Annotated in this window: 20 protein-coding genes; 2 read left to right on the top strand and 18 right to left on the bottom strand. The window is 45.2% G+C overall.

Translation table 11 applies throughout. The features are described 5' to 3' along the window. Window positions 1-132 precede the first annotated feature (132 nt). From ybeD to leuS, 10 genes are all read right to left on the bottom strand, one after another. Window positions 133-411 (bottom strand): DUF493 family protein YbeD, encoded by a 279-nt coding sequence (gene ybeD, locus B9J84_RS05445; protein ID WP_094123709.1) that lies wholly within the window; start codon window positions 409-411, stop codon window positions 133-135. Window positions 412-530: 119 nt separating this feature from the next. Further along, window positions 531-1,709, bottom strand: a complete 1,179-nt coding sequence (locus B9J84_RS05440; protein ID WP_017045828.1) for a serine hydrolase — start codon at window positions 1,707-1,709, stop codon at window positions 531-533. A 92-nt stretch (window positions 1,710-1,801) separates the two neighbouring features. After that, window positions 1,802-2,584: a septal ring lytic transglycosylase RlpA family protein gene (locus B9J84_RS05435; RefSeq protein WP_017045827.1), complete on the bottom strand. Its 783-nt coding sequence runs from the start codon at window positions 2,582-2,584 to the stop codon at window positions 1,802-1,804. 2 nt (window positions 2,585-2,586) lie between these two features. Then, window positions 2,587-3,708: a rod shape-determining protein RodA gene (gene rodA / locus B9J84_RS05430; RefSeq protein WP_013857338.1), complete on the bottom strand. Its 1,122-nt coding sequence runs from the start codon at window positions 3,706-3,708 to the stop codon at window positions 2,587-2,589. After that, window positions 3,708-5,588 (bottom strand): penicillin-binding protein 2, encoded by a 1,881-nt coding sequence (gene mrdA, locus B9J84_RS05425; RefSeq protein ID WP_013857337.1) that lies wholly within the window; start codon window positions 5,586-5,588, stop codon window positions 3,708-3,710. Before mrdA ends, rodA begins: the two co-directional genes overlap by 1 nt. A 6-nt stretch (window positions 5,589-5,594) precedes the next feature. Beyond that, complete coding sequence (gene rlmH, locus B9J84_RS05420) at window positions 5,595-6,065, bottom strand: 23S rRNA (pseudouridine(1915)-N(3))-methyltransferase RlmH (RefSeq protein WP_013857336.1); 471 nt, start codon at window positions 6,063-6,065, stop codon at window positions 5,595-5,597. A 3-nt stretch (window positions 6,066-6,068) separates the two neighbouring features. After that, the gene (gene rsfS, locus B9J84_RS05415; protein WP_094123708.1) at window positions 6,069-6,386 is read right to left on the bottom strand and encodes a ribosome silencing factor; all 318 of its coding nucleotides are present in this window, start codon (window positions 6,384-6,386) and stop codon (window positions 6,069-6,071) included. A 62-nt stretch (window positions 6,387-6,448) separates the two neighbouring features. Continuing rightward, the gene (holA, locus tag B9J84_RS05410; protein ID WP_094123707.1) at window positions 6,449-7,474 is read right to left on the bottom strand and encodes a DNA polymerase III subunit delta; all 1,026 of its coding nucleotides are present in this window, start codon (window positions 7,472-7,474) and stop codon (window positions 6,449-6,451) included. A gap of 9 nt (window positions 7,475-7,483) precedes the next feature. Beyond that, window positions 7,484-8,110 (bottom strand): LPS assembly lipoprotein LptE, encoded by a 627-nt coding sequence (gene lptE, locus B9J84_RS05405; RefSeq protein ID WP_094123706.1) that lies wholly within the window; start codon window positions 8,108-8,110, stop codon window positions 7,484-7,486. Between the two features lie 136 nt (window positions 8,111-8,246). After that, window positions 8,247-10,820, bottom strand: a complete 2,574-nt coding sequence (gene leuS, locus B9J84_RS05400; protein ID WP_094123705.1) for a leucine--tRNA ligase — start codon at window positions 10,818-10,820, stop codon at window positions 8,247-8,249. Between the two features lie 122 nt (window positions 10,821-10,942). Here leuS and B9J84_RS05395 point away from each other — a divergent pair, with 122 nt between their 5' ends. Next, window positions 10,943-11,413 carry a zinc ribbon-containing protein gene (locus B9J84_RS05395; RefSeq protein WP_029388304.1) on the top strand — a complete coding sequence of 157 codons (471 nt, stop codon included), beginning with the start codon at window positions 10,943-10,945 and terminating at the stop codon, window positions 11,411-11,413. Window positions 11,414-11,464: 51 nt separating this feature from the next. On the opposite strand, the gene lnt is transcribed toward B9J84_RS05395, so the two are convergent. The 5 genes from lnt to miaB all read right to left on the bottom strand — a co-directional run bounded on the left by lnt (window position 11,465) and on the right by miaB (window position 17,039). Next, on the bottom strand, window positions 11,465-12,985 hold the full coding sequence (gene lnt / locus B9J84_RS05390) for an apolipoprotein N-acyltransferase (protein WP_094123704.1): 1,521 nt from the start codon (window positions 12,983-12,985) through the stop codon (window positions 11,465-11,467). Window positions 12,986-13,018: 33 nt separating this feature from the next. Then, on the bottom strand, window positions 13,019-13,894 hold the full coding sequence (corC, locus tag B9J84_RS05385; protein ID WP_010317353.1) for a CNNM family magnesium/cobalt transport protein CorC: 876 nt from the start codon (window positions 13,892-13,894) through the stop codon (window positions 13,019-13,021). Window positions 13,895-13,979: 85 nt separating this feature from the next. Next, window positions 13,980-14,444 (bottom strand): rRNA maturation RNase YbeY, encoded by a 465-nt coding sequence (gene ybeY / locus B9J84_RS05380; RefSeq protein ID WP_013857329.1) that lies wholly within the window; start codon window positions 14,442-14,444, stop codon window positions 13,980-13,982. Continuing rightward, complete coding sequence (locus B9J84_RS05375; RefSeq protein ID WP_017045820.1) at window positions 14,444-15,544, bottom strand: PhoH family protein; 1,101 nt, start codon at window positions 15,542-15,544, stop codon at window positions 14,444-14,446. The genes ybeY and B9J84_RS05375 overlap by 1 nt, the downstream gene beginning before the upstream one ends. 70 nt (window positions 15,545-15,614) lie before the next feature. Next, window positions 15,615-17,039 carry a tRNA (N6-isopentenyl adenosine(37)-C2)-methylthiotransferase MiaB gene (gene miaB, locus B9J84_RS05370; RefSeq protein WP_013857327.1) on the bottom strand — a complete coding sequence of 475 codons (1,425 nt, stop codon included), beginning with the start codon at window positions 17,037-17,039 and terminating at the stop codon, window positions 15,615-15,617. Between the two features lie 257 nt (window positions 17,040-17,296). Here miaB and B9J84_RS05365 point away from each other — a divergent pair, with 257 nt between their 5' ends. Further along, complete coding sequence (locus tag B9J84_RS05365) at window positions 17,297-18,448, top strand: 2-octaprenyl-3-methyl-6-methoxy-1,4-benzoquinol hydroxylase (RefSeq protein WP_094123703.1); 1,152 nt, start codon at window positions 17,297-17,299, stop codon at window positions 18,446-18,448. A 78-nt stretch (window positions 18,449-18,526) separates the two neighbouring features. On the opposite strand, the gene crr is transcribed toward B9J84_RS05365, so the two are convergent. From crr to B9J84_RS05350, 3 genes are all read right to left on the bottom strand, one after another. Next, window positions 18,527-19,036, bottom strand: coding sequence for a PTS glucose transporter subunit IIA (gene crr, locus B9J84_RS05360; protein WP_010317358.1), 510 nt, complete (start codon window positions 19,034-19,036; stop codon window positions 18,527-18,529). Between the two features lie 106 nt (window positions 19,037-19,142). Next, window positions 19,143-20,867, bottom strand: coding sequence for a phosphoenolpyruvate-protein phosphotransferase PtsI (gene ptsI / locus B9J84_RS05355; protein WP_017048016.1), 1,725 nt, complete (start codon window positions 20,865-20,867; stop codon window positions 19,143-19,145). 138 nt (window positions 20,868-21,005) lie between these two features. Next, window positions 21,006-21,263, bottom strand: coding sequence for an HPr family phosphocarrier protein (locus B9J84_RS05350; protein WP_026027491.1), 258 nt, complete (start codon window positions 21,261-21,263; stop codon window positions 21,006-21,008). Between the last annotated feature and the right edge of the window lie 143 nt (window positions 21,264-21,406).

The raw sequence follows: 21,406 nt of genomic DNA, 5'->3' as shown, positions 1-21,406 counted from the left end.
AATTTGTCCTTAGTGTGATGGGGTATATGCTAGCTATATGATTTATATTAAAAAAGCAGCCTAAGCTGCTTTCAAAAAAAATTGAATAAATCAAAAAATGAGAGGCTAGGCATCTCAATCACGGTTTTTGGGCTACAGAACCATACGTACGATATCGATCTCGCCTAGCTCTTTGTACAGTATTTCAACTTGCTCGATAGAGGTGGCGGTAATGTTAATCGATAAGGAGTGATAAGTCCCTTTTGCACTGGGTGTAACTCGTGGGCTGTAATCACCTGGAGCGTGACGTTGGATAACTTCAAGAACCTTCTCTGGAAGTTCGGGCTTTGCGTGGCCCATCACCTTGTAGGTAAATGAACAAGGAAACTCGAGTAAGTCTTTGAGTTTTGCATCAGAGTTGATAGTCAGCATAATGGAAACTCCCGTTGATAATTCGATTAGCGGTGGCGAATACTACAGCGAATGTTGATGGAACTCAATAATCACAAAGCCGCGGTAAGGCGGCTTTGTTTTATCTTCTACAAGGGATATCAGAATAACCCTTTGAAAAGCAATATAATGTAGTCCCAAAGACGGCTAAATATGCTGCCTTCATCCACATTTTCTAATGCCAAAAGAGGGTATTCAGCCACGTCTTTGCCATCAAGCTGGTAGTAAAGCTTACCGACCACATCGCCTTGGCTTATTGGCGCTCTGAGCTCTTTTTCAAGAACAAAGCTTGCGCTAAGATCTTTCGCTTGACCGCGAGGGAGTGTAACGTAAGTATCTTCATTGACACCAAGCGCCACTTTATCCTTGTCACCCATCCAGATTTTTTCTTCGACGAATGTTTCACCTGCTTTGTGTGGCGCAACGGTTTCGAAGAATCTAAAGCCATAGCTCAGAAGTTTTTTGCTTTCTGATTTACGAGCATTTTCATCTTTGGTACCCATAACCACAGCAACGAGGCGCATTTTCCCTTCCGTTGCAGAGCTAACTAAACTGTACCCAGCATTACTCGTATGACCGGTTTTAATACCATCTACGTTCATACTTTTATCCCACAGCAAACCATTTCGGTTGTACTGGGTAATCCCGTTATAGGTATATTTCTGCTCTGAATAAATACGGTACTCGTTTGGTACATCACGAATCAACGCTTGACCTAGTAGCGCCATGTCATATGGAGTTGAATAGAGATTTGGGTTATCTAGACCGTGTACGTTAGCAAAGTGCGTATTGCTCATTTTTAGTGAACTTGCCCACGCATTCATTAGGTCAACAAAAGCGTCTTCTGAGCCAGCAATGTGTTCAGCCATCGCCACGCAAGCGTCATTACCAGACTGAATGATGATACCTTTGTTCAGTTCTTCTACGGTAACTGTAGTGCCGACTTCAATAAACATTTTAGACGAGTCAGGGAAGTTTTTAGCCCACGCATTTTTACTGACCACCACTTTATCTTGTGGAGAGATATTGCCACGTTTAAGTTCTTGGCCAATCACGTAGCTGGTCATCATTTTCGTCAAACTTGCAGGTGAAAGTTTGGTGTTCATCTCTTTTTCTGCCAGCACTTTACCTGAATGGTAATCCATCAACACATAGCCTTTAGCGGCAATTTGAGGAGCATCAGGTATCACGATAGGCGCAGAAAATACTGAGCTAGTAAAGGTTGCAGAAAGCGCAATAGAAGACGCTAGAATCGGTTTTAAGAATGTGTGTTTTTTCATGAGGAATGCAAATTATCTTATTAACTGTCCATATCTTAACAGAAACGACCTATCAAACCAGAGCTTGAATCAAGATCACTGGATTTGATAAGTCACTGAGTGACGGGTTGCGCTTTGATGAAGGCGGTCTCGTAACCGAGTAATTTAACTTTTTCTAGCGTTTGTTGAGTCAGGGCATCGTCATTAAATGGCCCTAAAAATACGCGATGACTGCCATTCACACTGTCTACAAAGCTTTCAACCGTCAATGTTTGACTCAATTGTTCGGATAAAGTTCGTATTCTTTGCTCTGATTTTGCAGAGGCAACTTGGATGAGATATTGAACCTTCTTTTTCTGTGGTGACGTCGTGATGGGTTTATCGATGGTGATGACTTCGATAGCCACATTCGCAGTCCCGGTTTGAACTACACCCAATTTGTAAGCGGCAGCGTAACTTAAATCAATAATTCGTCCCTCATGAAAGGGACCGCGATCGTTTACCCGAACGATCGCGGTTTTTTTGTTATCTAAATTCGTTACTTTAACGTAGCTGGGTAACGGCAACGTTTTATGGGCGGCCGTCATCGAATACATGTCGTAGATTTCACCGTTGGATGTCAGATGTCCATGAAACTTTTTTCCATACCACGAGGCTTGGCCTTTCTCTGTAAATCCTTTGGCCTCTTTGACAATGGTGTAGTTTATGCCTCTCAAAGTGTAATTCTTGTTGCCGCCCAAACTATAGGGTTCGTATTGCGGATGTGCATCTTCAATATGCTCAACCGAGAGTGGCGTGTTAGGGGCCACGTCGTCTGTTATTGAATAGCGGCTTGAAGAGCTACAACCGATGAGAAATAGACTCGTTAATATAAAGATAAATAGGGAGTTTCTCATGCTTAGGTTGCCTTAGAAAATGCTTTTCGGTGAGTGTGGATAGACATCAGTATGCCAAAGCCAGCCATGAGAGTGACCATGGATGTGCCACCATAGCTGATGAGAGCCAAGGGAACACCAACCACGGGTAAAATACCACTGACCATACCTATATTTACAAAAACGTAAACAAAGAAGCTGAGTACAATACTTCCAGCCATCATTCGGCCGAAAGCCGTTTGTGCGTTGCTCGCGAGGTATAGACCACGTCCGATGATAAAGAGATAAATAGCGAGTAAACACAAGATGCCAATCATGCCCCACTCTTCAGCAATGACGGCAAAAATGAAGTCGGTGTGCCGCTCAGGTAAGAATTCAAGTTGCGACTGTGTGCCGTGTAGCCATCCTTTTCCTGACAACCCTCCAGACCCAATGGCTATTTTACTCTGAATGATATGATAACCTGCACCGAGAGGATCGGATTCCGGATTGAAAAGGGTTCTGACTCGGGTTTTTTGATATTCACGCATCAGAAAGAACCAAAGCACAGGTATGAAGCCACCCAAAGCCACGGCGGCAGAAAAAATGATTCGCCAGCTTATTCCAGATAAGAAAATGACAAAAATGCCGGAGGCTGCAATCAATATTGAAGTGCCAAGATCGGGCTGCTTCGCGATTAGTACGGTAGGGATAAACACCATTAACAGCGAAACGACTAGGGTTTTAAAGGTGGGTGGAAGAGAACGTTTCCCTATGTAGCGAGCAACCATGAGAGGCACTGCGAGTTTAAGCAATTCTGAGGGCTGAAAACGAACAAAGCCTAAATTTAACCAGCGCTGAGCTCCCTTGGACGATTCGCCAAAAAACAGCACGCCGAGCAACAACAGTACGCCACAGAAAAACATAAAGGGTGCAAGAGACTCATAAGTTCTTGGGGAAATTTGAGCAAGAAAGATCATCACACCGAGAGCCAGTACCATGCGCATGGCTTGGCGATCCATCATAGTTAAGCTCTGACCGCTGGCGCTGTACATCACGACCAGCCCAAACCCCATCAATAACAAAATACCCAGCAGTAATGGCAAGTCGATGTGCAAACGCTCAAAAAGCGCTCGATTTTGTCCTGTTGAAGGATCCAGTTCCATTATTTTTCAGCCTCTTTACCTAGAATGGCGCGGTCAAATATTTTCCTAACAACGGGTCCACCATTGCCAGAACCTCCCCCTGCGTTTTCGAGTACCAGAGTGACAATGAGCTGCGGGTCATCTACAGGCGCAAAGCCTGTGAATAGGGCATGGTCACGGAGGTGTTCGGCTAATTCATCGGCCTTATACACTTGGTTTTCTGCCAAGCCAAACACTTGCGCAGTTCCAGATTTTCCAGCGCTGACATATTTCATATTGGTAAATGAGCGCCGTGCGGTTCCTTTTTTACCGTGGTTTACAAGACGCATGCCATTGATTGCGATGTCCCAATAGCGTTTCGGCACCCCTTCGATCGGTGGCGAAGTTTCTAATTCTGAAAGCTCTTGCCTGCTAAACTCTTCACCATTTTTGAGCGTCGAACGCAATAAATGCGGCGCAATCACTTTGCCGTGATTAACCAGCACTGAAGTCGCTTTGGCAATTTGCATCGGTGTTGATGTCCAATACCCTTGGCCAATGCCGACCGGAATCGTATCACCTTGATACCAAGGGGTTCGGTGACGTGCCATTTTCCACTCACGCGTTGGCATGTTCGCTTTGCCTTCTTCATAAATGTCTAAACCTGTATAGTCACCAAAGCCAAATTTCATCATCCAACTAGAGAGACGATCAATACCCAAATCGTAGGCGATTTGGTAAAAGAAGGTATCGACAGACTCTTCGAGCGCCTTATTAATGTCCACTCGACCATGCCCCCAGCGCAACCAGTCTCGGAAGGGCCGCGTTTTGGAGTTTGGTATTACCCAATAACCAGGATCATTACGTGTTGTTGTTGGGGTTATAACCCCTTCTTGAAGTGCAGCGACGGCAATAAAAGGTTTAATCGTTGAGCCGGGAGGGTAAATACCAAGTGTCGCTCGATTGACTAACGGGCGGTCTGGGTCATTGAGAAGTTCGTTGTAGGCGGCGCTAGAAATACCATGTACGAATGGGTTTGGATCGTAGCTTGGACTTGATGCCATGGTAAGGACACCGTTATCTTTTGGATCGAGCACTACAATTGAACCTCGACGGCCATCCAACAACTTGTGCACATAAAGCTGCAGATCAATGTCCAAGCTTAATACAATGTCTTTCCCTGCCACGGGAGGGACGTATTTTAAGGTGCGAATGATGCGTCCTCGGCTATTGACCTCAACTTCTTGGTAGCCAGCCGTGCCGTGCAGCACATCCTCATAAAAGCGTTCAATCCCCAGTTTGCCAATATCACGAGTGGCTTGGTAATTGGCTGAGCGCTCTTCGCGTTCTAGACGTTCCATATCTCGGTCATTGATTCTGGATACATAACCGATGACATGAGTGAGAACTTCACCATAGGGGTAGTAGCGCTTTAAGCTTGCGCTTACTGATACACCGGGAAACTTGTGCTGATTGACCGAAAAAATGGCCACTTCTTCTGGTGTTAACTGTGTCAAAAGCGGGACTGAATTAAACCGGCGTGTCTGACGACGCTCTTTTTCAAAGGTGGCAATTTTTTCTGGTGAGATGGTCAGGTATTGCTGTAAGCGCGTGATCGTATCATCCATATCGCGCACTTGCTCAGGTGTGATCTCTAAGTTGAATACTGGGCGGTTTTCCGCTAGTAGCACACCATTGCGGTCATAAATTAACCCTCGATTAGGCGCAATCGGGACGATTTTGATTCGGTTATCGTTGGATCGCGTTTTGTAATCTTGATATTGGTTAATTTGAATATGGTACAAATTGGTAAGCAGAACGCCCACCAGCATGATGATCGCAATAAAAGAGACAATTGCTCGGTTGCGAAACAGCCGAGCTTCTGATTGGTAGTCACGAATTTGGCTACGCTTACGTAACATGAATAGTTATTCTCGGTGATAAGGGTGATTAGCCGTAATACTCCAAGCGCGGTACAAACTCTCTGCCATGACCACTCGAACCAAAGGGTGAGGAAGTGTCAACGGCGAAAGCGACCAGCTCTGCTCTGCGGCGGCTTTGCATGCAGGAGAAAGCCCTTCAGGGCCACCAATTAAAATTGATACATCACGGGCATCGAGCTTCCAACTTTCAAGTTGTTCCGCCAGTTGTTCGGTATCCCAACGCTTACCTGGAATATCGAGAGTAACAATTCGATTGCTTTTTGGCACGGCCGCGAGCATAGCTTCGCCTTCTTTTTGCAAAATTCTTGCAATATCCGCATTTTTGCCACGTTTGCCCGCTTGTATCTCCACTAATTCAAGCGGCATATCGTGTGGAAAACGTCGGCGGTACTCTTGAAAGCCTTCTTCTACCCATTTCGGCATTTTGGTACCAACGGCAATCAACTGAATTTTCAAAACTTAACTCCAAAGTTTTTCAAGCTGGTACAGATCACGGTGCTCTTCTTGCATAACATGCAACATGCTGCTGCCCATGTCTAGCACGACCCATTCACCTTCACTTTCGCCATCCATACCCAGTGGTTCCATGCCCACTTTTTTGACTTCAGTGGCGACATGTTCGGCAATCGAGGCTACATGTCGTTTTGATGTGCCTGTGCAAATGATCATGTAATCGGTGATGCTAGATTTTCCCTTAACATCTAAGGTTTTGATATCAATGGCTTTCATATCGTCGGCTTTATCGGCAAGAAAGTCTTTCAATTCGTTGTGTAGCAAGCGTCATCTCCTTTTAAAATTGGTCTGGTTACTGACAAAATGGCGCGGAGTATAACACGCCTTCAAGCCAACTTTGATACAACGGACTGTGGCAAGCAAAATTCAACACTGATTTGCTGCAATATTGGCCAAGTTGAGGTTTCATACTGAGTTTTAGTTACTCTTTCGGCTTGGGTGAGTAATGCAATCAGCTGTTTGAGTTTATCTCTCGATAGTCTTTTTAAGCTTGCCGCGTACCAAGGCCGCTTGGATTGCCAAATTCGGTACTTATCAAAGATTGAACCAATCGGCATCTGTGTTAAATCTTGATGCATTTGCAGCAGCAGCAGCAGCTCTTTTTGTAGGCTACGTATCAGAATCACAGGCTCAGTGCCTTCGGTAATGAGCTGGCGTAAAATACGTTGTGACCGATTCGCTTGCCCTTCGAGCAGCGCATCGACCCAGTGAAAGACGGTGAAGTGGTTATGTCGGCTTAATGACTCTTCTAAGCGGATCAGCGTCAGTAAGCCATCTGGATAGAGTAGCGCGAGTTTTTCTAAGCTTTGAGATAGTGCGAACAGATTGCCTTCATGCCATTGCGCCAGCATTTGCACTGCTTCTTGATCAGGTTTTAGCCCCAATGTGCGGCAGCGCATCATGACAAATTGTGGCAGTTTGCTGATATCCGGGGTTAAGCAACTTACCCAACATCCTAGGCTTGAGAGTGTCTTAAACCATTTAGTGCTTTCTTGTGCTTTGGTCAATTTCTCACCGATGATCACAAGTAGTACGTCAGGATGAAGCGATTGACCTAGGGCGGCGAGCTCTTTTGCTGTTGCTGCATTTGCACCCGTTTCAGGTAATTCAATTTCAATGATTTTTTTGCTGGAAAATAAACTTAAAGCTTTGCAGCAGTCATAGACTTGATCCCAGTTTAAATGGGCATCGGCACTGAAACGATGGCGTTCTTCAAATCCTTGTTCTAATGCTTTTTTCTCTATCGCCACGCGTGATTCTTGCAGCAATAGCGGTTCGTTGCCAAACAGTAAGTAAAGCCCCATCAAGGGCTTGTTTAAGTGATCGGCCAGCTTGTCAGCAAATATTCTCATTACTCGCCTTTAGTTTGTCGCAGGAGCCGTGAATTGTGACGGTTCACTTTCCACGGTGTTTATCTCATAGGCCTGCTGGTCTGTTCGCTGCTGTTCATTTTCTTGTTGTTCAAGTTGATGTTCATTCGCTGCAATATCGGCTTTTAGACGTGCCATTTGGCGTAAAATTTGAGTTGCGGCTAGTTTGCGCATCTCATCTTCAATCATGTCTCGCTCTACCGATTTAGCGAGAGCAGTCAATGGGTTATCAAGATAGCTACGAGTTACACTGGTTGAAAACGTTTTTATCCCCACTTCAGGTAGGGTGACGCTATAGGAGGCGTTGAACGTCAATTCCAATTCAGCAGCACGAGTATTTTGATAGAGCGAGAGTGTCCGTTCACCAACACTCTCGCCTATAAGATGGATGTTCGGCACCGTTTCGGCAGGGGGAACAATTTCAATGTCACTCATTCGTAATTGATTTTTTACCATGCGAGTGAAGGTACTGTATTGGTCATAGCTGGTGATAGAGACACGATTGAGCTCTTCAGGAACGGAGTAATCACCACGCAGATGAAAGCCGCAAGCGGAGAGTAGGCTGCTCATAATAACAATTAACGATAATTTCAGAGAGTAAGACGAAATTTGGCGCATTGGGGTTAAGTTCTCATATATTTAGGTGACTTATCTTAGCGCTCTATAGCTCTGTGGGTAAGAACGCTAAGATAAATCAACAGGGCAGCGAGCTACCCTGTTGATAAACCAGTTATTACGACATTAGGCTGCGATATTAGTTCGCAACGATGTTCAGTAACTTACCTGGTACATAGATAACTTTACGAACGGTTAAGCCATCCGTAAATTTCATGACGTTCTCGTCCGCTAAACCGAGTGCTTCAACCTGATCTTTACTTGCATCAGCGGCTACGGTCAGCTTACCACGAAGTTTTCCGTTAACTTGTAGGACGATCAGTTTTTCATCTTCCACTAGGGCGGATTCGTCGTAGGTCGGCCACACGGTATTATCTACATCACTCTCACCCAGTGCATTCCACAGTTCAAAGCTGATATGAGGAGTGATTGGGTAAAGCATGCTGACAACCGCTTTTAAAGCCTCGTCGAGAATGGCCCGATCTTGCACGGATTCTTGTGGCGCTTTAGTGAGTTTATTCATCAACTCCATAATCGCAGCAATGGCGGTATTGAACGTCTGGCGGCGTGCAATATCGTCAGTAACTTTGGCGATGGTTTTATGCACATCACGACGCAGCGCTTTTTGTTCACCAGTAAGAGAGGCGCTATCTACCGCTTCAGCCACACCTTTAGCGCTATGTTCTGCAACCAGTTTCCAGACGCGTTTTAGGAAGCGGTTAGCACCTTCTACACCAGACTCTTGCCATTCAAGCGTCATGTCAGCCGGAGAGGCAAACATCATGAATAGACGAACCGTATCGGCGCCATACTTATCAACCATCTCTTGCGGGTCGATACCGTTGTTTTTCGACTTAGACATTTTGATCATGCCTGAGTGCTCAACGTTGCGGCCTTGGTTGTCTACGGCTTGAGTGATGCGGCCTTTACCGTCGCGTTCCACTTTTACGTCAGTTGGCGCTACCCACTCTTTGGTGCCTTTCTCGTTCGTGTGGTAGAACGCATCAGCCAATACCATGCCTTGGCAAAGTAGTTGCTTGAAAGGTTCATCTGAAGTGACATAGCCTGCATCACGCAATAGCTTATGGAAGAAGCGTGAGTAGAGCAGGTGCATACAAGCATGCTCAATACCACCGATGTATTGGTCTACTGGTAACCAGTAGTTTGCCTTCGCTGGGTCTAAAATATCGTCCGCTTGTGGTGAACAGTAACGAGCGTAATACCAAGACGACTCCATAAACGTATCGAAGGTATCGGTTTCACGTAGTGCAGGCTCGCCATTAAAGGTGGTTTTGGCCCACTCTTTGTCGGCTTTGATTGGGCTAGTTACACCATCCATCACAACATCTTCTGGTAGAATGACGGGCAGTTGATCAATTGGCACTGGGTGAACTTGGCCATCTTCAGTGGTCACCATAGGAATCGGCGCGCCCCAGTAACGTTGGCGAGAAACCCCCCAGTCACGTAGACGGAAATTAACGGTTTTCTTGCCTTTACCTTCAGCCTCCAGCTTGGCTGCAATAGCATCAAATGCTGCTTGGAAGGCTAAACCATCAAATTCGCCAGAACCAAACAGGACTCCTTTTTCAGTGTACGCAGCGCTAGACACATCGACTTCAGAGCCATCTTCTGGTTTGATGACTGGAATGATGTCTAGGCCATATTTGGTGGCGAACTCAAAATCACGTTGGTCATGAGCAGGTACGGCCATCACCGCGCCTGTACCGTAATCCATCAGCACAAAGTTGGCGATATAAATAGGCACTTCACGACCATTTAAAGGATGAATGGCCGTTAGGCCCGTATCCATGCCTTTCTTTTCCATGGTCGCCAGTTCAGCTTCTGCAACTTTGGTGTTCTTACATTCGTCAATAAAAGAAGCTAAAGCAGGGTTATTTTGCGCTGCAATGGTCGCTAATGGATGACCAGCCGCAATGCCCACATAAGTGACACCCATCAAGGTATCAGGGCGAGTGGTATAGACGTCGAGATCTGAATGACCGTTGACACCAAACTTGAGCTCTACGCCTTCTGAGCGACCAATCCAGTTACGCTGCATGGTTTTGACCATTTCAGGCCAACCTTCTAAGTTCTCTAAATCGTCCAACAGTTCTTGTGCGTACGCGGTGATCTTAATAAACCATTGTGGGATCTCTTTTTGTTCTACTGGTGTATCACAACGCCAGCAGCAGCCATCTTCAACTTGCTCGTTGGCGAGAACGGTTTGGTCGTTTGGACACCAGTTAACGGAAGAGGTTTTCTTGTAGACTAAGCCTTTTTGATACAGCTTAGTGAAGAACTCTTGTTCCCAGCGGTAATATTCTGGCGTGCAAGTGGCGAATTCACGGCTCCAATCGTAGCCAAAACCCAGTAGTTTTAACTGGTTTTTCATGTACTGAATGTTTTCGTAGGTCCAAGGCGCTGGTGCCGTTTTGTTTTTTACAGCCGCATTTTCAGCGGGCAGGCCAAATGCGTCCCAACCAATGGGCTGCATGACGTTTTTACCTTGCAGACGTTGAAAACGAGAGACTACATCACCGATAGTATAGTTACGCACGTGACCCATGTGCAGTCGGCCACTTGGGTATGGGAACATAGAAAGACAGTAGAATTTTTCTTTATTTGGGTCTTCACTTACAACAAAGGTCTTGTTGTCATCCCAGTGCTGTTGAACTTTTTGTTCAATATCTTGCGGGTTATATTGCTCTTGCATCGATGATATCCGGTTATCTTGGAATTTGTGAGTTCGGTTAGAACAGAGTCTAATAGATCGACATAGAATACCTAAAGCAGGGGTACACAACAATAGCCAATCTGGTTTGATGGAGGTGGGTGATGCCAAAACGTAAAACAAGTTACGAAGAGATTGTGGATGACGTGATTGAAACGCTCAAACATAGTCCTGATGAAATGTCCCAAGTTTTGCAGACATCAGGTAAGGTTGTTGATGCTGCCAATAATCTCACCAAAGATGAATTGGCGCTTATTTCTGCCTATGTAAAAGCGGATCTCAAAGAATTCGCGGATAGCTTTGAAGAGAGCAGAAGCAGCCCATTTTCATTGATGATTACCAATTCAATTTGGCAGGGGCTTTTTGAAATCACCGATAAAACAAAAGTGGAATGGGTGGAATTGTTTCAAGATTTAGAACGACAAGGTTTGTATCAAGCGGGGGAGATGATAGGCCTTGGGATGTTAGTGTGTGACCATTGTGGGCATAAAACCCAGTATAATCATCCAACTGAAATTATGCCTTGTATTCAATGTGGGCAAACGGCTTTTACTCGTCAGCCATTAAAACCTTAATTGTTGCTGATAGAAAACAACAAAAAGGCGCTGAAATGCGCCTTTTTGAGGTTAAGAGTGAGGTGAGTGACGTCTTGTCCATCCGACGATCAAACTGAGTAATACCCAGACGTAGAGCGGCCAAGTGCCGACAGCGTGATACGGCGTCTCTCCTTTGGTCGACGTGATGGTTGCTTTCAATACGGCCGTTTCAAATTGTGGGATCTGCTGCGTTATTTTACCTTTGTGATCCGTCACGGCGGTGACACCATTGTTGGTTGAACGAATGAGCGGTTTACCCAGCTCTAAAGCTCTCATCCGAGCAATCTCCATATGTTGCAATGGGCCATTTGAATGCCCAAACCACGCATCGTTAGAGAGGGTTAAGATAAAATCTGTTTCATCGGTGACATTCGCTCTGACTTGTTCATTGAAGATGATTTCATAGCACAGTGCCGCGGCTAGGTGTCTACCCTTGGCAATCAGATTCGGTTGAATATAGTCACCACGGCTAAATGAAGACATCGGCAAGTTGAAAAAGGGTGCGATGGGCCTGAGCCAATCTTCAAATGGCACAAACTCACCAAATGGCAATAAATGATGCTTATGGTAGCGAGCGTCAGAGTCATAACGGTAGTCGCCATAAGGGTTGGTGCCAAGTACCAGAATGCTGTTGTAAAAAGATCGCTCTGGGCTTTGGTTGAGCACGCCTGTGACAATCGCACTGTCGTTCATTTTTGCCGCAGAATCTAAGTTACTCAAATAGGAAGGGATCTCGAATTCAAATGCGGGAATCGCTGCCTCTGGCCATACGATAATATCTGCGTCCCAGTTTTCTCGACTGAGATCGGTGTAGGCCATGATGGTTGGCCAGCGCTGATTGGGAAGCCATTTTTCCGCTTGCTTAATATTACCTTGAATCAGTGCGACGCGAGTTTGTGTGCTGGGATCGGGAGTGACCCAATCGAAATTGCGTAGTCCAAACCCCGTCGCCAATATGGTCAGAGGAATGAGCACGAGTATCCAAGAGCGCTTAAGCCACGTCATGGCTAGAGTGCTAGAACAGAGGAGCGTGAAGAAGGTGACCAGCTCAACGCCTCCCAGTGGTGCGAAACTGGCAAGCGGGCTATCAATTTGACTATAACCAAGCCATAACCAAGGAAAGCCAGTCATCACCCAGCCTCGAAGCCAATCGGTAATTAGCCAAAGCGCAGGGGTGGCTAATAAAAAATGGCTGATGGTGTTATGACGGAAAAAACGGTTGAGTAAGCCAGCGAAAAGCCCAGAATAAAGGGCTAAATAACCGACCAGTAATGACATCAGGAACAGGCTGGCAATTTTGGGCATACCACCAAAGGTATCAATACTGACGTGCACCCAACTGATGCCAAAAGCAAAAAAACCTAAGCCCCAGCAGTATCCGATCCACGCTGCTTTTTTAGCTGGTTGCTGATTAATGAGCAACAATAGCAACATGGGGGTGAGTATGGCCAGCGGCCAAAACTGATAAGGAGCAAAAGCGAGTGGGGTTAATGCGCCAACAAAAGCGGCCGCAAGCGGCCGCATTAGGCGATGAAAAAGTGCTTTAATCATCTATCTCATTCTGCTGATGTGAATGGGGTTATGTCACTCTTCTGCTATCACTGGAAGTGATTCAAGATCAGGAATAGTGACTTGCAGTTGAACCACTCGGCGGTTGTCTGCTGCGGTGACTTTAAAGCTGTATTTGTCGATCTCTACAACTTCGCCACGGCTTGGCAGGTGACCAAAGGCCGTCATCACCAATCCCCCTACAGTATCCACTTCTTCATCGCTGAACTTAGTACCAAAGGTTTCGTTAAACTCTTCGATGGTGGTCAGCGCTTTAACTGCAAAAGTATGTTTGCTGAGCTTACGGATATCCAATTGTTCTTCATCATCGAACTCGTCTTCAATGTCGCCAACGATCTCTTCCAAAATATCTTCAATGGTCACTAAGCCAGACACGCCGCCGAATTCATCCACGACGATCGCCATGTGGTAACGCTCCTCTCGGAACTCCTTCAATAAGCGATCAACCCGTTTACTTTCTGGTACCACGACTGCCGGGCGGATCACTTCTAAAATGTTAAAAGGTGCACTGTCTGAACCTAAATATTTGAGTAAGTCCTTCGCTAGTAGAATGCCTTCAACATGGTCTTTATCTTCACTGATCACTGGATAACGTGAGTGCTGAGCATCGGTGATCAGCGCAATTAAGGTATCCAAGTCATCGTTTTTATCGATAGTGACCATCTGTGAGCGTGGGATCATAATATCACGCACGCGCATCTCAGAAATCTCCATCACACCTTCAAGCATATCTCTTGTGTCATGGTCGATAAGGTCATTGATTTCAGAGTCGCGGATCACATCTACAAGCTCTTGGCGATCTCTCGGATCACCTTGAAATAATTGGCCTAGGCGTTCAAAGAAGGACTTTCTACTCGGACCTTCAGAATTCTGGGGGTTATCTTCGTTCATTGTTTCTCTAATTTTCCTCGCTATCAGATGTGTGATAGCACACGTATCGTACCGACTTTAGCGGTACTAGCTTCATTGTCTGGAGCTATTCCTTCTCAGCAATATACGGGTCTTCAAAGCCCATTTTTTGCAGAATTTCAGTTTCAAGAGATTCCATCTCTTCGGCTTCATCATCATCGATATGATCATAACCTAGCAGATGTAGACTGCCGTGTACAACCATATGAGCCCAGTGTGCCATCAACGGTTTTTGTTGCTCATCGGCTTCTTGTTCCACCACTTGGCGGCAAATGACAAGGTCACCGAGCAAATCCAACTCTATGCCCGGAGGCATCTCAAAAGGGAAGGATAGCACGTTGGTCGGCTTATCTTTTCCTCGATAATCGCGATTGAGCTGTTGACTCTCTTCGGAATCAACAATTCGCACAGTGACTTCCGCTTGTTCCTGAAATGGGGTCACCGCGTGAGTTAACCAATGGCTGATATCATCAAAAGTAGGTAACCCTTGCTCATTTTTGACCGCTAATTGTAAATCTAGTTCGATACTCATTATTCACCAACGTTTTTTGTTGCGGTTACTGTATTCACTTCAGTAGAAACATCCACAGACTTTACTTCTCGCTCTTCACGACGACGTTGCTCTTGAGCTTTACGCTCTTTTTGGTCCTGAGCTTCCCATTTTTCGTAAGCGTTGACGATACGAGCAACCACTGGATGACGTACGACATCATCAGACAAAAAGAAGTTGAAGCTGATTTCGTCAACTTCATTGAGCACTTCAATGGCATGGCGAAGACCTGAACGAGCGCCACGCGGCAAATCGATTTGTGTCACATCACCCGTAATAACGGCTCTTGAATTAAACCCAATCCGTGTCAGGAACATTTTCATTTGTTCAACGGTAGTGTTTTGACTTTCATCTAAAATAATAAAAGCATCGTTGAGCGTACGTCCGCGCATGTAAGCGAGTGGCGCAACTTCAATCACATTGCGTTCAATGAGCTTTTCTACTCGCTCAAAGCCAAGCATTTCAAACAACGCGTCATAAAGCGGTCGTAGGTACGGGTCGACTTTTTGGCTTAAATCACCGGGTAGGAAGCCCAATTTTTCACCTGCTTCAACCGCCGGGCGTGTTAACAAAATTCGACGAACTTCTTGGCGCTCTAGCGCATCAACTGCAGCGGCAACGGCTAAGTAGGTTTTACCTGTCCCTGCAGGGCCAATACCAAAGCTGATGTCGTGCGTCACCATGTTAACGAGATACTGAGCTTGGTTAGGCGTACGCGGTTTGATCAGCCCTTTTTTGGTCTTAATGAAGACTTCTTTGCCATGTTGAATACTTGATTCAGACGGCTGCTCAAGGATCCCTGAATCTTTGATGGCTAGATGAATTTGCTCTGGTTCGATATCGGGAATTTGACCACGTATGGGTGAGGTATTAACGTACAAAGATTTGATAATATCCAACGCAGCAGCGGCAGTGTGTGGTTTACCGACTATGGTGAAAAACTGGCTGCGGTGATTAATTTCAACACCAAGACGGCGCTCTAATTGTTTGATGTTGTCATCGAATGGACCGCACAGGCTAGCAAGACGGCGGTTGTCTGAAGGTTCTAGATCTATCTCTAGCGTAACAATTTTATTGCTCAATGTTGCCTCTCAGTTTGCCATGGTACAGTGCCCGATTATGATCGAGCACTGTATGACATTATGCTTAAACCTAAGGTGTAAAAGTGGCTACCCCTAGCTCATTTTCTCGACGTGTTTTCGCCATCATTTGCGTTGGTGAAATCACGGTGCGAAGATCCATCTCTTGTTCAGTGCGAACCAGTTCACCACGCAGTGAGTTGGCAAACACATCGACAATTTTCACATCGACAAATTGGCCAATCAGATCGGCGGAGCCTTCAAAGTTAACGACACGGTTATTTTCGGTACGGGCGCGAAGCTCCATTAGATTTTTCTTAGATGGGCCTTCGACTAATACGCGTTGTTCTGTACCTAACATCAAACGTGAGTAACGCATCGCTTGTGCGTTGATTGTTTGCTGCAGTTCATATAAACGCTCTTTTTTGGCGTCTTCTGATAAATCACATGGGTAATCAGCGGCTGGCGTACCCGGGCGAGGGGAGAAGATAAAGCTGAAGCTCATATCAAAATCAACGTCTTTAATCAGCTTCATTGTATCTTGAAAGTCTTTATCTGTTTCACCGGGGAAACCGACAATAAAGTCAGAACTAATTTGGATCTCTGGGCGCGCCTTACGCAGTTTGCGAATAATGGATTTGTACTCAATCGCGGTGTGTGGGCGCTTCATCATGGTTAAGATTCGGTCTGAACCACTTTGTACCGGAAGATGCAGGAAACTCACCAGTTCAGGTGTGTCTTCATAAACGGCAATAATATCGTCGGTAAATTCGAGTGGGTGGCTGGTGGTGAATCGAATGCGATCAATACCATCAATGGAGGCGACTAAACGTAGCAGATTGGCAAATGAACAGATTTCACCATCGTGCATAGGGCCACGGTATGCGTTAACGTTTTGTCCTAAAAGATTGACTTCGCGTACACCTTGCGCCGCGAGCTGCGCGATTTCATACAACACATCATCCATCGGGCGACTGACTTCTTCACCGCGAGTGTAAGGTACTACGCAGTAAGTGCAGTATTTTGAACACCCTTCCATAATAGAGACGAATGCAGTTGCGCCGTCTGCTTTTGGTTCTGGTAAACGGTCGAATTTTTCAATCTCTGGGAACGAAATGTCCATGACTGGCGCATCGTTAGTTTGCGATTGTTTTATCATTTCTGGCAAACGGTGTAGGGTCTGCGGGCCAAAAATAACATCAACAAAAGGAGCGCGTTCACGGATGTGATCACCTTCTTGGGTTGCAACACAGCCGCCAACGCCAATCACGACGCCTGGTTTTTTATCTTTCAATGTTTTCCAACGACCCAGTTGGTGAAAGACTTTCTCTTGTGCTTTTTCTCGGATCGAACAGGTGTTAAGTAATAATACATCTGCTTCCTCTGGCTCTTCCGTTAGCTCGTAGCCGTTTGCAGCGTTAAGCAGGTCGGCCATTTTTGATGAATCGTATTCGTTCATCTGGCAGCCCCAGGTTTTAATTAGCAGTTTCTTACTCATCTCACTTTCGCTCGTCTTATTGGTCTAAATTGGTTGAACTAATGCTCAAATTGTAGCCGCCATCTCGGCGGTAAGCCGCGTATTGTACTGCTTTAAAAAGTCACTGACTAGTCATCCAATAAAATCTCTCGCATGTTCCGTCATCTCTAGATTTTTACCATAGAAAGTGCAGGGTTTTTGTGTAAAAAAATTCGCAAAAAAGAGCTGAAAACGTACAATGAAAATCGACTCAAAACTCAGACGATTAAGTGTAAACAATGAACAATTTTGACGTGGTGGTGATTGGCGGTGGCATGGTTGGGGCGGCAGTGGCTATAGGCTTTGCTAAGCAAGGTCGCACGGTTGCTCTGGTCGAAGGTATAGAGCCTGAAGCGTTTACAATAAACCAAGCAATGGATCTGCGCGTTTCAGCCATTTCGCAAACTTCGGTTCAGTTACTTACTGACTTAGGCGCATGGGATGAAATTATGCAAATGCGTGTTTGCCCTTATCGCCGCCTAGAAACCTGGGAGCACCCAGAGTGCCGTACTCGTTTTCATAGCGATGCACTGGGCCTCCCTCAGCTGGGTTATATGGTCGAAAATCGTCTTATTCAGATCGGATTGTGGGGGCAATTTGTGCACTATCCGAATTTGCAGGTTTTTTGTCCTGATAAGCTCAAGCACATTGTGTTTGGCCAACAAAATAGCGTGCTTTTAGAGTCAGGCGCAACTCTTACTGCAACTTGGGTGATTGGTGCGGATGGTGCAAATTCTCTTGTGCGGCAGCTGGCGGGAATTGGTGTTACCGCGTGGGATTATCGGCACCATTGCATGTTGATCAATGTCGAAACTCATCAACCTCAGCAAGATATTACTTGGCAGCAATTTTTTCCATCCGGCCCGCGCTCGTTTCTTCCTTTGCCGGGTAATCAAGCTTCTTTGGTATGGTATGACTCACCAAAACGAATTCGCCAATTGTGTGCGATGAACAAGCAGCAGTTAAGGGAGCAAGTGTTGGCCTCTTTTCCTGAGGAACTAGGCGATATTAACGTGTTGCAGTGTGGGGCATTTCCCCTCACTCGTCGTCATGCTCAGACGTATGCGAAACGGCAATGTGTTTTGGTTGGCGATTCAGCACACACGATTAACCCTCTGGCTGGGCAAGGGGTGAATTTAGGGTTTAAAGATGTAAAAGCGTTGTTAGCTGTGACACAAAATCAAGAAGCTTTAACACAAGCGCAATTACGGAATTATGAAACACGCAGAAGGCCGGATAACTTAGTGATGCAATCAGGAATGGATCTGTTTTATAAAACGTTCAGCAACGAGGTTTTGCCAATAAAGTTGGTGCGCAACGCGGTATTGAAGTTGGCCGAACATTCAGGCCCAGTGAAGGAAAAACTGTTGAAATACGCGTTAGGTTTGTAGTGCGATTTGAGCTGTTTTTGTAGAAACAAAAAACGCTGCAAATCAGCAGCGTTTTTTACGTAAAAAAATTTTAACGAATTACTTAGTTACACGTAGAACCGGTGTTTCACCAACAACGACGGTGCCAGAAAGCTTGTTCAGCTCTTTGATTTCGTCCATGTTAGAGATAACAACAGGTGTTAGTGTTGATTTTGCTTTCTCTTCAAGAAGCGCTAGGTCGAATTCGATAACAGTATCGCCTGCTTTAACCGCTTGGCCTTCTTGAGCGATACGAGTAAAACCTTCACCTTTTAGCTCAACTGTGTCGATACCAAAGTGAACGAATAACTCAACACCGTCATCAGACTCGATTGAAAACGCATGGTTAGTTTCGAAAATCTTACCGATAGTGCCGTTAACTGGAGCTACCATTTTGTTGCCTGATGGTTTAATCGCAATACCATCACCAACAATTTTCTCAGCGAAAACAACATCTGGCACATCTTCGATATTGACGATTTCACCAGAAAGAGGGGCAATAATTTCAATCGCACCTGCATCTGAGCTGTCGTCAGATACTAGCTTCTTAAGTTTATCAAACAGACCCATTGTGTCATGCTCCTAACGTTTAATTTTATTCTGTCGAATTATAGTATACCAATCGCCAACAATAGACGACCTATTTTTAGTCGTCTATCTCATTGGTATTAGCGAATTATTGCGTTTTCTCTGCGATGAATTTTTCCACACAAGCTTCGATTTCAGCTGCGGTTGGGAAAGAGAGTGCTTCTTCTGCCATCGCTTTAACTTCGGCGAAGTTTGAGTTGCGGATCACTTTCTTCACTTTAGGGATAGAGATACCGCTCATAGAGAATTCATCGAGTCCCATACCAAGTAGAAGTAGCGTTGCACGTTCATCACCCGCTAACTCGCCACACATACCCGTCCATTTACCTTCAGCGTGTGAGGCATCAATCACTTGCTTAATCACGGTTAAAACCGCTGGAGAAAGTGGGTTATACAGGTGTGAAATCATTTCGTTACCACGGTCAACCGCAAGAGTGTATTGGGTTAAATCATTGGTACCGATAGAGAAGAATGACACTTCTTTTGCCAAGTGGTGCGCAATTGCCGCTGCCGCAGGTGTTTCAACCATAACGCCAATTTCGATATTTTCATCGAACGCTAAGCCTTCCGTGCGAAGTTCTTCTTTGTATTCTTCAATAGCGTTTTTAAGCTCACGAATTTCTTCTACAGAGATGATCATCGGGAACATAATACGCAGTTTACCATGCGCAGATGCACGCAGAATGCCACGAAGCTGATCTCGTAAGATGTCACGACGGTCTAAGCTGATGCGAATCGCGCGCCAGCCCAAAAATGGGTTCATCTCTTTTGGTAGATCCATGTACGGAAGATCTTTATCACCACCGATATCCATGGTACGGATAATCACCGCTTCACCACTCATCGCTTCTGCAACTTCTTTATAAGCTTGGTATTGCTCATCTTCAGTTGGTAGCGCGCTGCGGTCCATGAATAAAAACTCAGTACGATATAAGCCAACGCCTTCACCACCGTTGCGTAAAATACCATCGCAGTCTTTTACTGTGCCGATGTTACCGCATACTTCAACTTGGTGGCCATCGAGTGTGATAGCAGGTAGGTCTTTTAGTTTTGCGAGCTCTTCTTTTTCCGCAGCAAAATCATCACGAATTTTTTTCGCTTCTTCAAGCTGTGCTTCTGAAGGATTAATGATGATTTTGTTGTTCATAGCGTCAAGAATAAGCATGTCGCCATTCTTTACTTTCTTAGTGATGTCGTTAGTACCAACAATCGCTGGAAGCTCAAGTGAACGTGCCATGATTGAAGTATGAGATGTACGACCACCGATATCACAAGCAAAACCCAGCACGTAATCAAGATTGATTTGTGCAGTTTCAGAAGGCGTTAAATCATAAGCAACAAGAATTACTTGTTCGTTAATATCACTCAGTGAAACGATATTGATGCCGAGAGCATTTTTAACAAAGCGCGTACCGATATCGCGGATGTCTGTCGCGCGTTCTTTTAGATATTCATCATCAAGAGATTCTAGGGCAGCAGCCTGCTCTTCGATCACGGTATAGATCGCGTTGTCTGCATGCATTTTGTCATTTTTGATGAGTGCTAAAATTTCTTCTTCTAGCTCTTCATCTTCAAGCAACATGATGTGGCCTTCAAAGATGGCTTCTTTTTCTTCACCAAATGTTTCAAGTGCTTTTTGTTTGATCACTTCTAGCTGAGCAGAAGATTTGTTACGAGCGTCATAAAAACACTGAACTTCTGCTTCTACTTGGTCATCTGAAATAGAGTGAGTATTTAGGACAATTTCATCTTCTTGAAGTAGCAGTGCTTTACCAAAAGCAATGCCTGGAGATGCTAGGATGCCTGAAATCATAGCGTTACCTTAAATTGGTCAACTGTAAACGGGAGAATGTGGACTATTGCGCTAACGGTAATTAGTAGCTCAAAATGTAGACTATTTCCAACAAAGCCATTTTGTTTTCACAAAATGGCTTTGAAATAGTGGACCGGATTAATGTAGTTGGTCCATGAGAGCAACTAGGTGATCTACCGCTTGCTTAGCTTGAGGGCCTTCAGCAGAAATAGTCACAACGGTACCTTTTACTAGGCCAAGAGTTTGAAGTTTGAATAGGCTCTTAGCACTTGCGCTTTTGCCGTTAGAAGTCACTGTGATGTCTGCATCGAATACTTTTGCTTCTTTAACGAACTGCGCAGCAGGACGAGTGTGAAGGCCGTTTTCTGCAGTGATTTCTACTTGCTTCTCGTACATGTTATATACCCCAATTGATTTATTTTTTGTTAGTTTCTTCACCAGAACAGCTTAACTGCTAATCAACGGTTCTGCTAGCAGAGTAACGCTGTTTTAGTGTCATAGCTGATACTGATTTAAATTTCATAATCACGATTTCAATC

The sequence above is a fragment of the Vibrio sp. V03_P4A6T147 genome (assembly GCF_002241085.1).
In the GTDB taxonomy this organism is placed as follows: domain Bacteria; phylum Pseudomonadota; class Gammaproteobacteria; order Enterobacterales; family Vibrionaceae; genus Vibrio; species Vibrio anguillarum.
Note: the sequence above shows the minus strand (reverse complement) of the source record. Positions and strands in the feature narration are given on the sequence as shown.

Excerpts from the sequence above, each read along its gene's own strand:
- ybeD (WP_094123709.1), bottom strand. The coding sequence starts at position 411 with ATGCTGACTATCAACTCTGATGCAAAACTCAAAGACTTACTCGAGTTT.
- B9J84_RS05440 (WP_017045828.1), bottom strand. The coding sequence starts at position 1,709 with ATGAAAAAACACACATTCTTAAAACCGATTCTAGCGTCTTCTATTGCG.
- B9J84_RS05435 (WP_017045827.1), bottom strand. The coding sequence starts at position 2,584 with ATGAGAAACTCCCTATTTATCTTTATATTAACGAGTCTATTTCTCATC.
- rodA (WP_013857338.1), bottom strand. The coding sequence starts at position 3,708 with ATGGAACTGGATCCTTCAACAGGACAAAATCGAGCGCTTTTTGAGCGT.
- mrdA (WP_013857337.1), bottom strand. The coding sequence starts at position 5,588 with ATGTTACGTAAGCGTAGCCAAATTCGTGACTACCAATCAGAAGCTCGG.
- holA (WP_094123707.1), bottom strand. The coding sequence starts at position 7,474 with ATGAGAATATTTGCTGACAAGCTGGCCGATCACTTAAACAAGCCCTTG.
- lptE (WP_094123706.1), bottom strand. The coding sequence starts at position 8,110 with ATGCGCCAAATTTCGTCTTACTCTCTGAAATTATCGTTAATTGTTATT.
- leuS (WP_094123705.1), bottom strand. The coding sequence starts at position 10,820 with ATGCAAGAGCAATATAACCCGCAAGATATTGAACAAAAAGTTCAACAG.
- B9J84_RS05395 (WP_029388304.1), top strand. The coding sequence starts at position 10,943 with ATGCCAAAACGTAAAACAAGTTACGAAGAGATTGTGGATGACGTGATT.
- lnt (WP_094123704.1), bottom strand. The coding sequence starts at position 12,985 with ATGATTAAAGCACTTTTTCATCGCCTAATGCGGCCGCTTGCGGCCGCT.
- corC (WP_010317353.1), bottom strand. The coding sequence starts at position 13,894 with ATGAACGAAGATAACCCCCAGAATTCTGAAGGTCCGAGTAGAAAGTCC.
- ybeY (WP_013857329.1), bottom strand. The coding sequence starts at position 14,444 with ATGAGTATCGAACTAGATTTACAATTAGCGGTCAAAAATGAGCAAGGG.
- miaB (WP_013857327.1), bottom strand. The coding sequence starts at position 17,039 with ATGAGTAAGAAACTGCTAATTAAAACCTGGGGCTGCCAGATGAACGAA.
- B9J84_RS05365 (WP_094123703.1), top strand. The coding sequence starts at position 17,297 with ATGAACAATTTTGACGTGGTGGTGATTGGCGGTGGCATGGTTGGGGCG.
- crr (WP_010317358.1), bottom strand. The coding sequence starts at position 19,036 with ATGGGTCTGTTTGATAAACTTAAGAAGCTAGTATCTGACGACAGCTCA.
- ptsI (WP_017048016.1), bottom strand. The coding sequence starts at position 20,867 with ATGATTTCAGGCATCCTAGCATCTCCAGGCATTGCTTTTGGTAAAGCA.
- B9J84_RS05350 (WP_026027491.1), bottom strand. The coding sequence starts at position 21,263 with ATGTACGAGAAGCAAGTAGAAATCACTGCAGAAAACGGCCTTCACACT.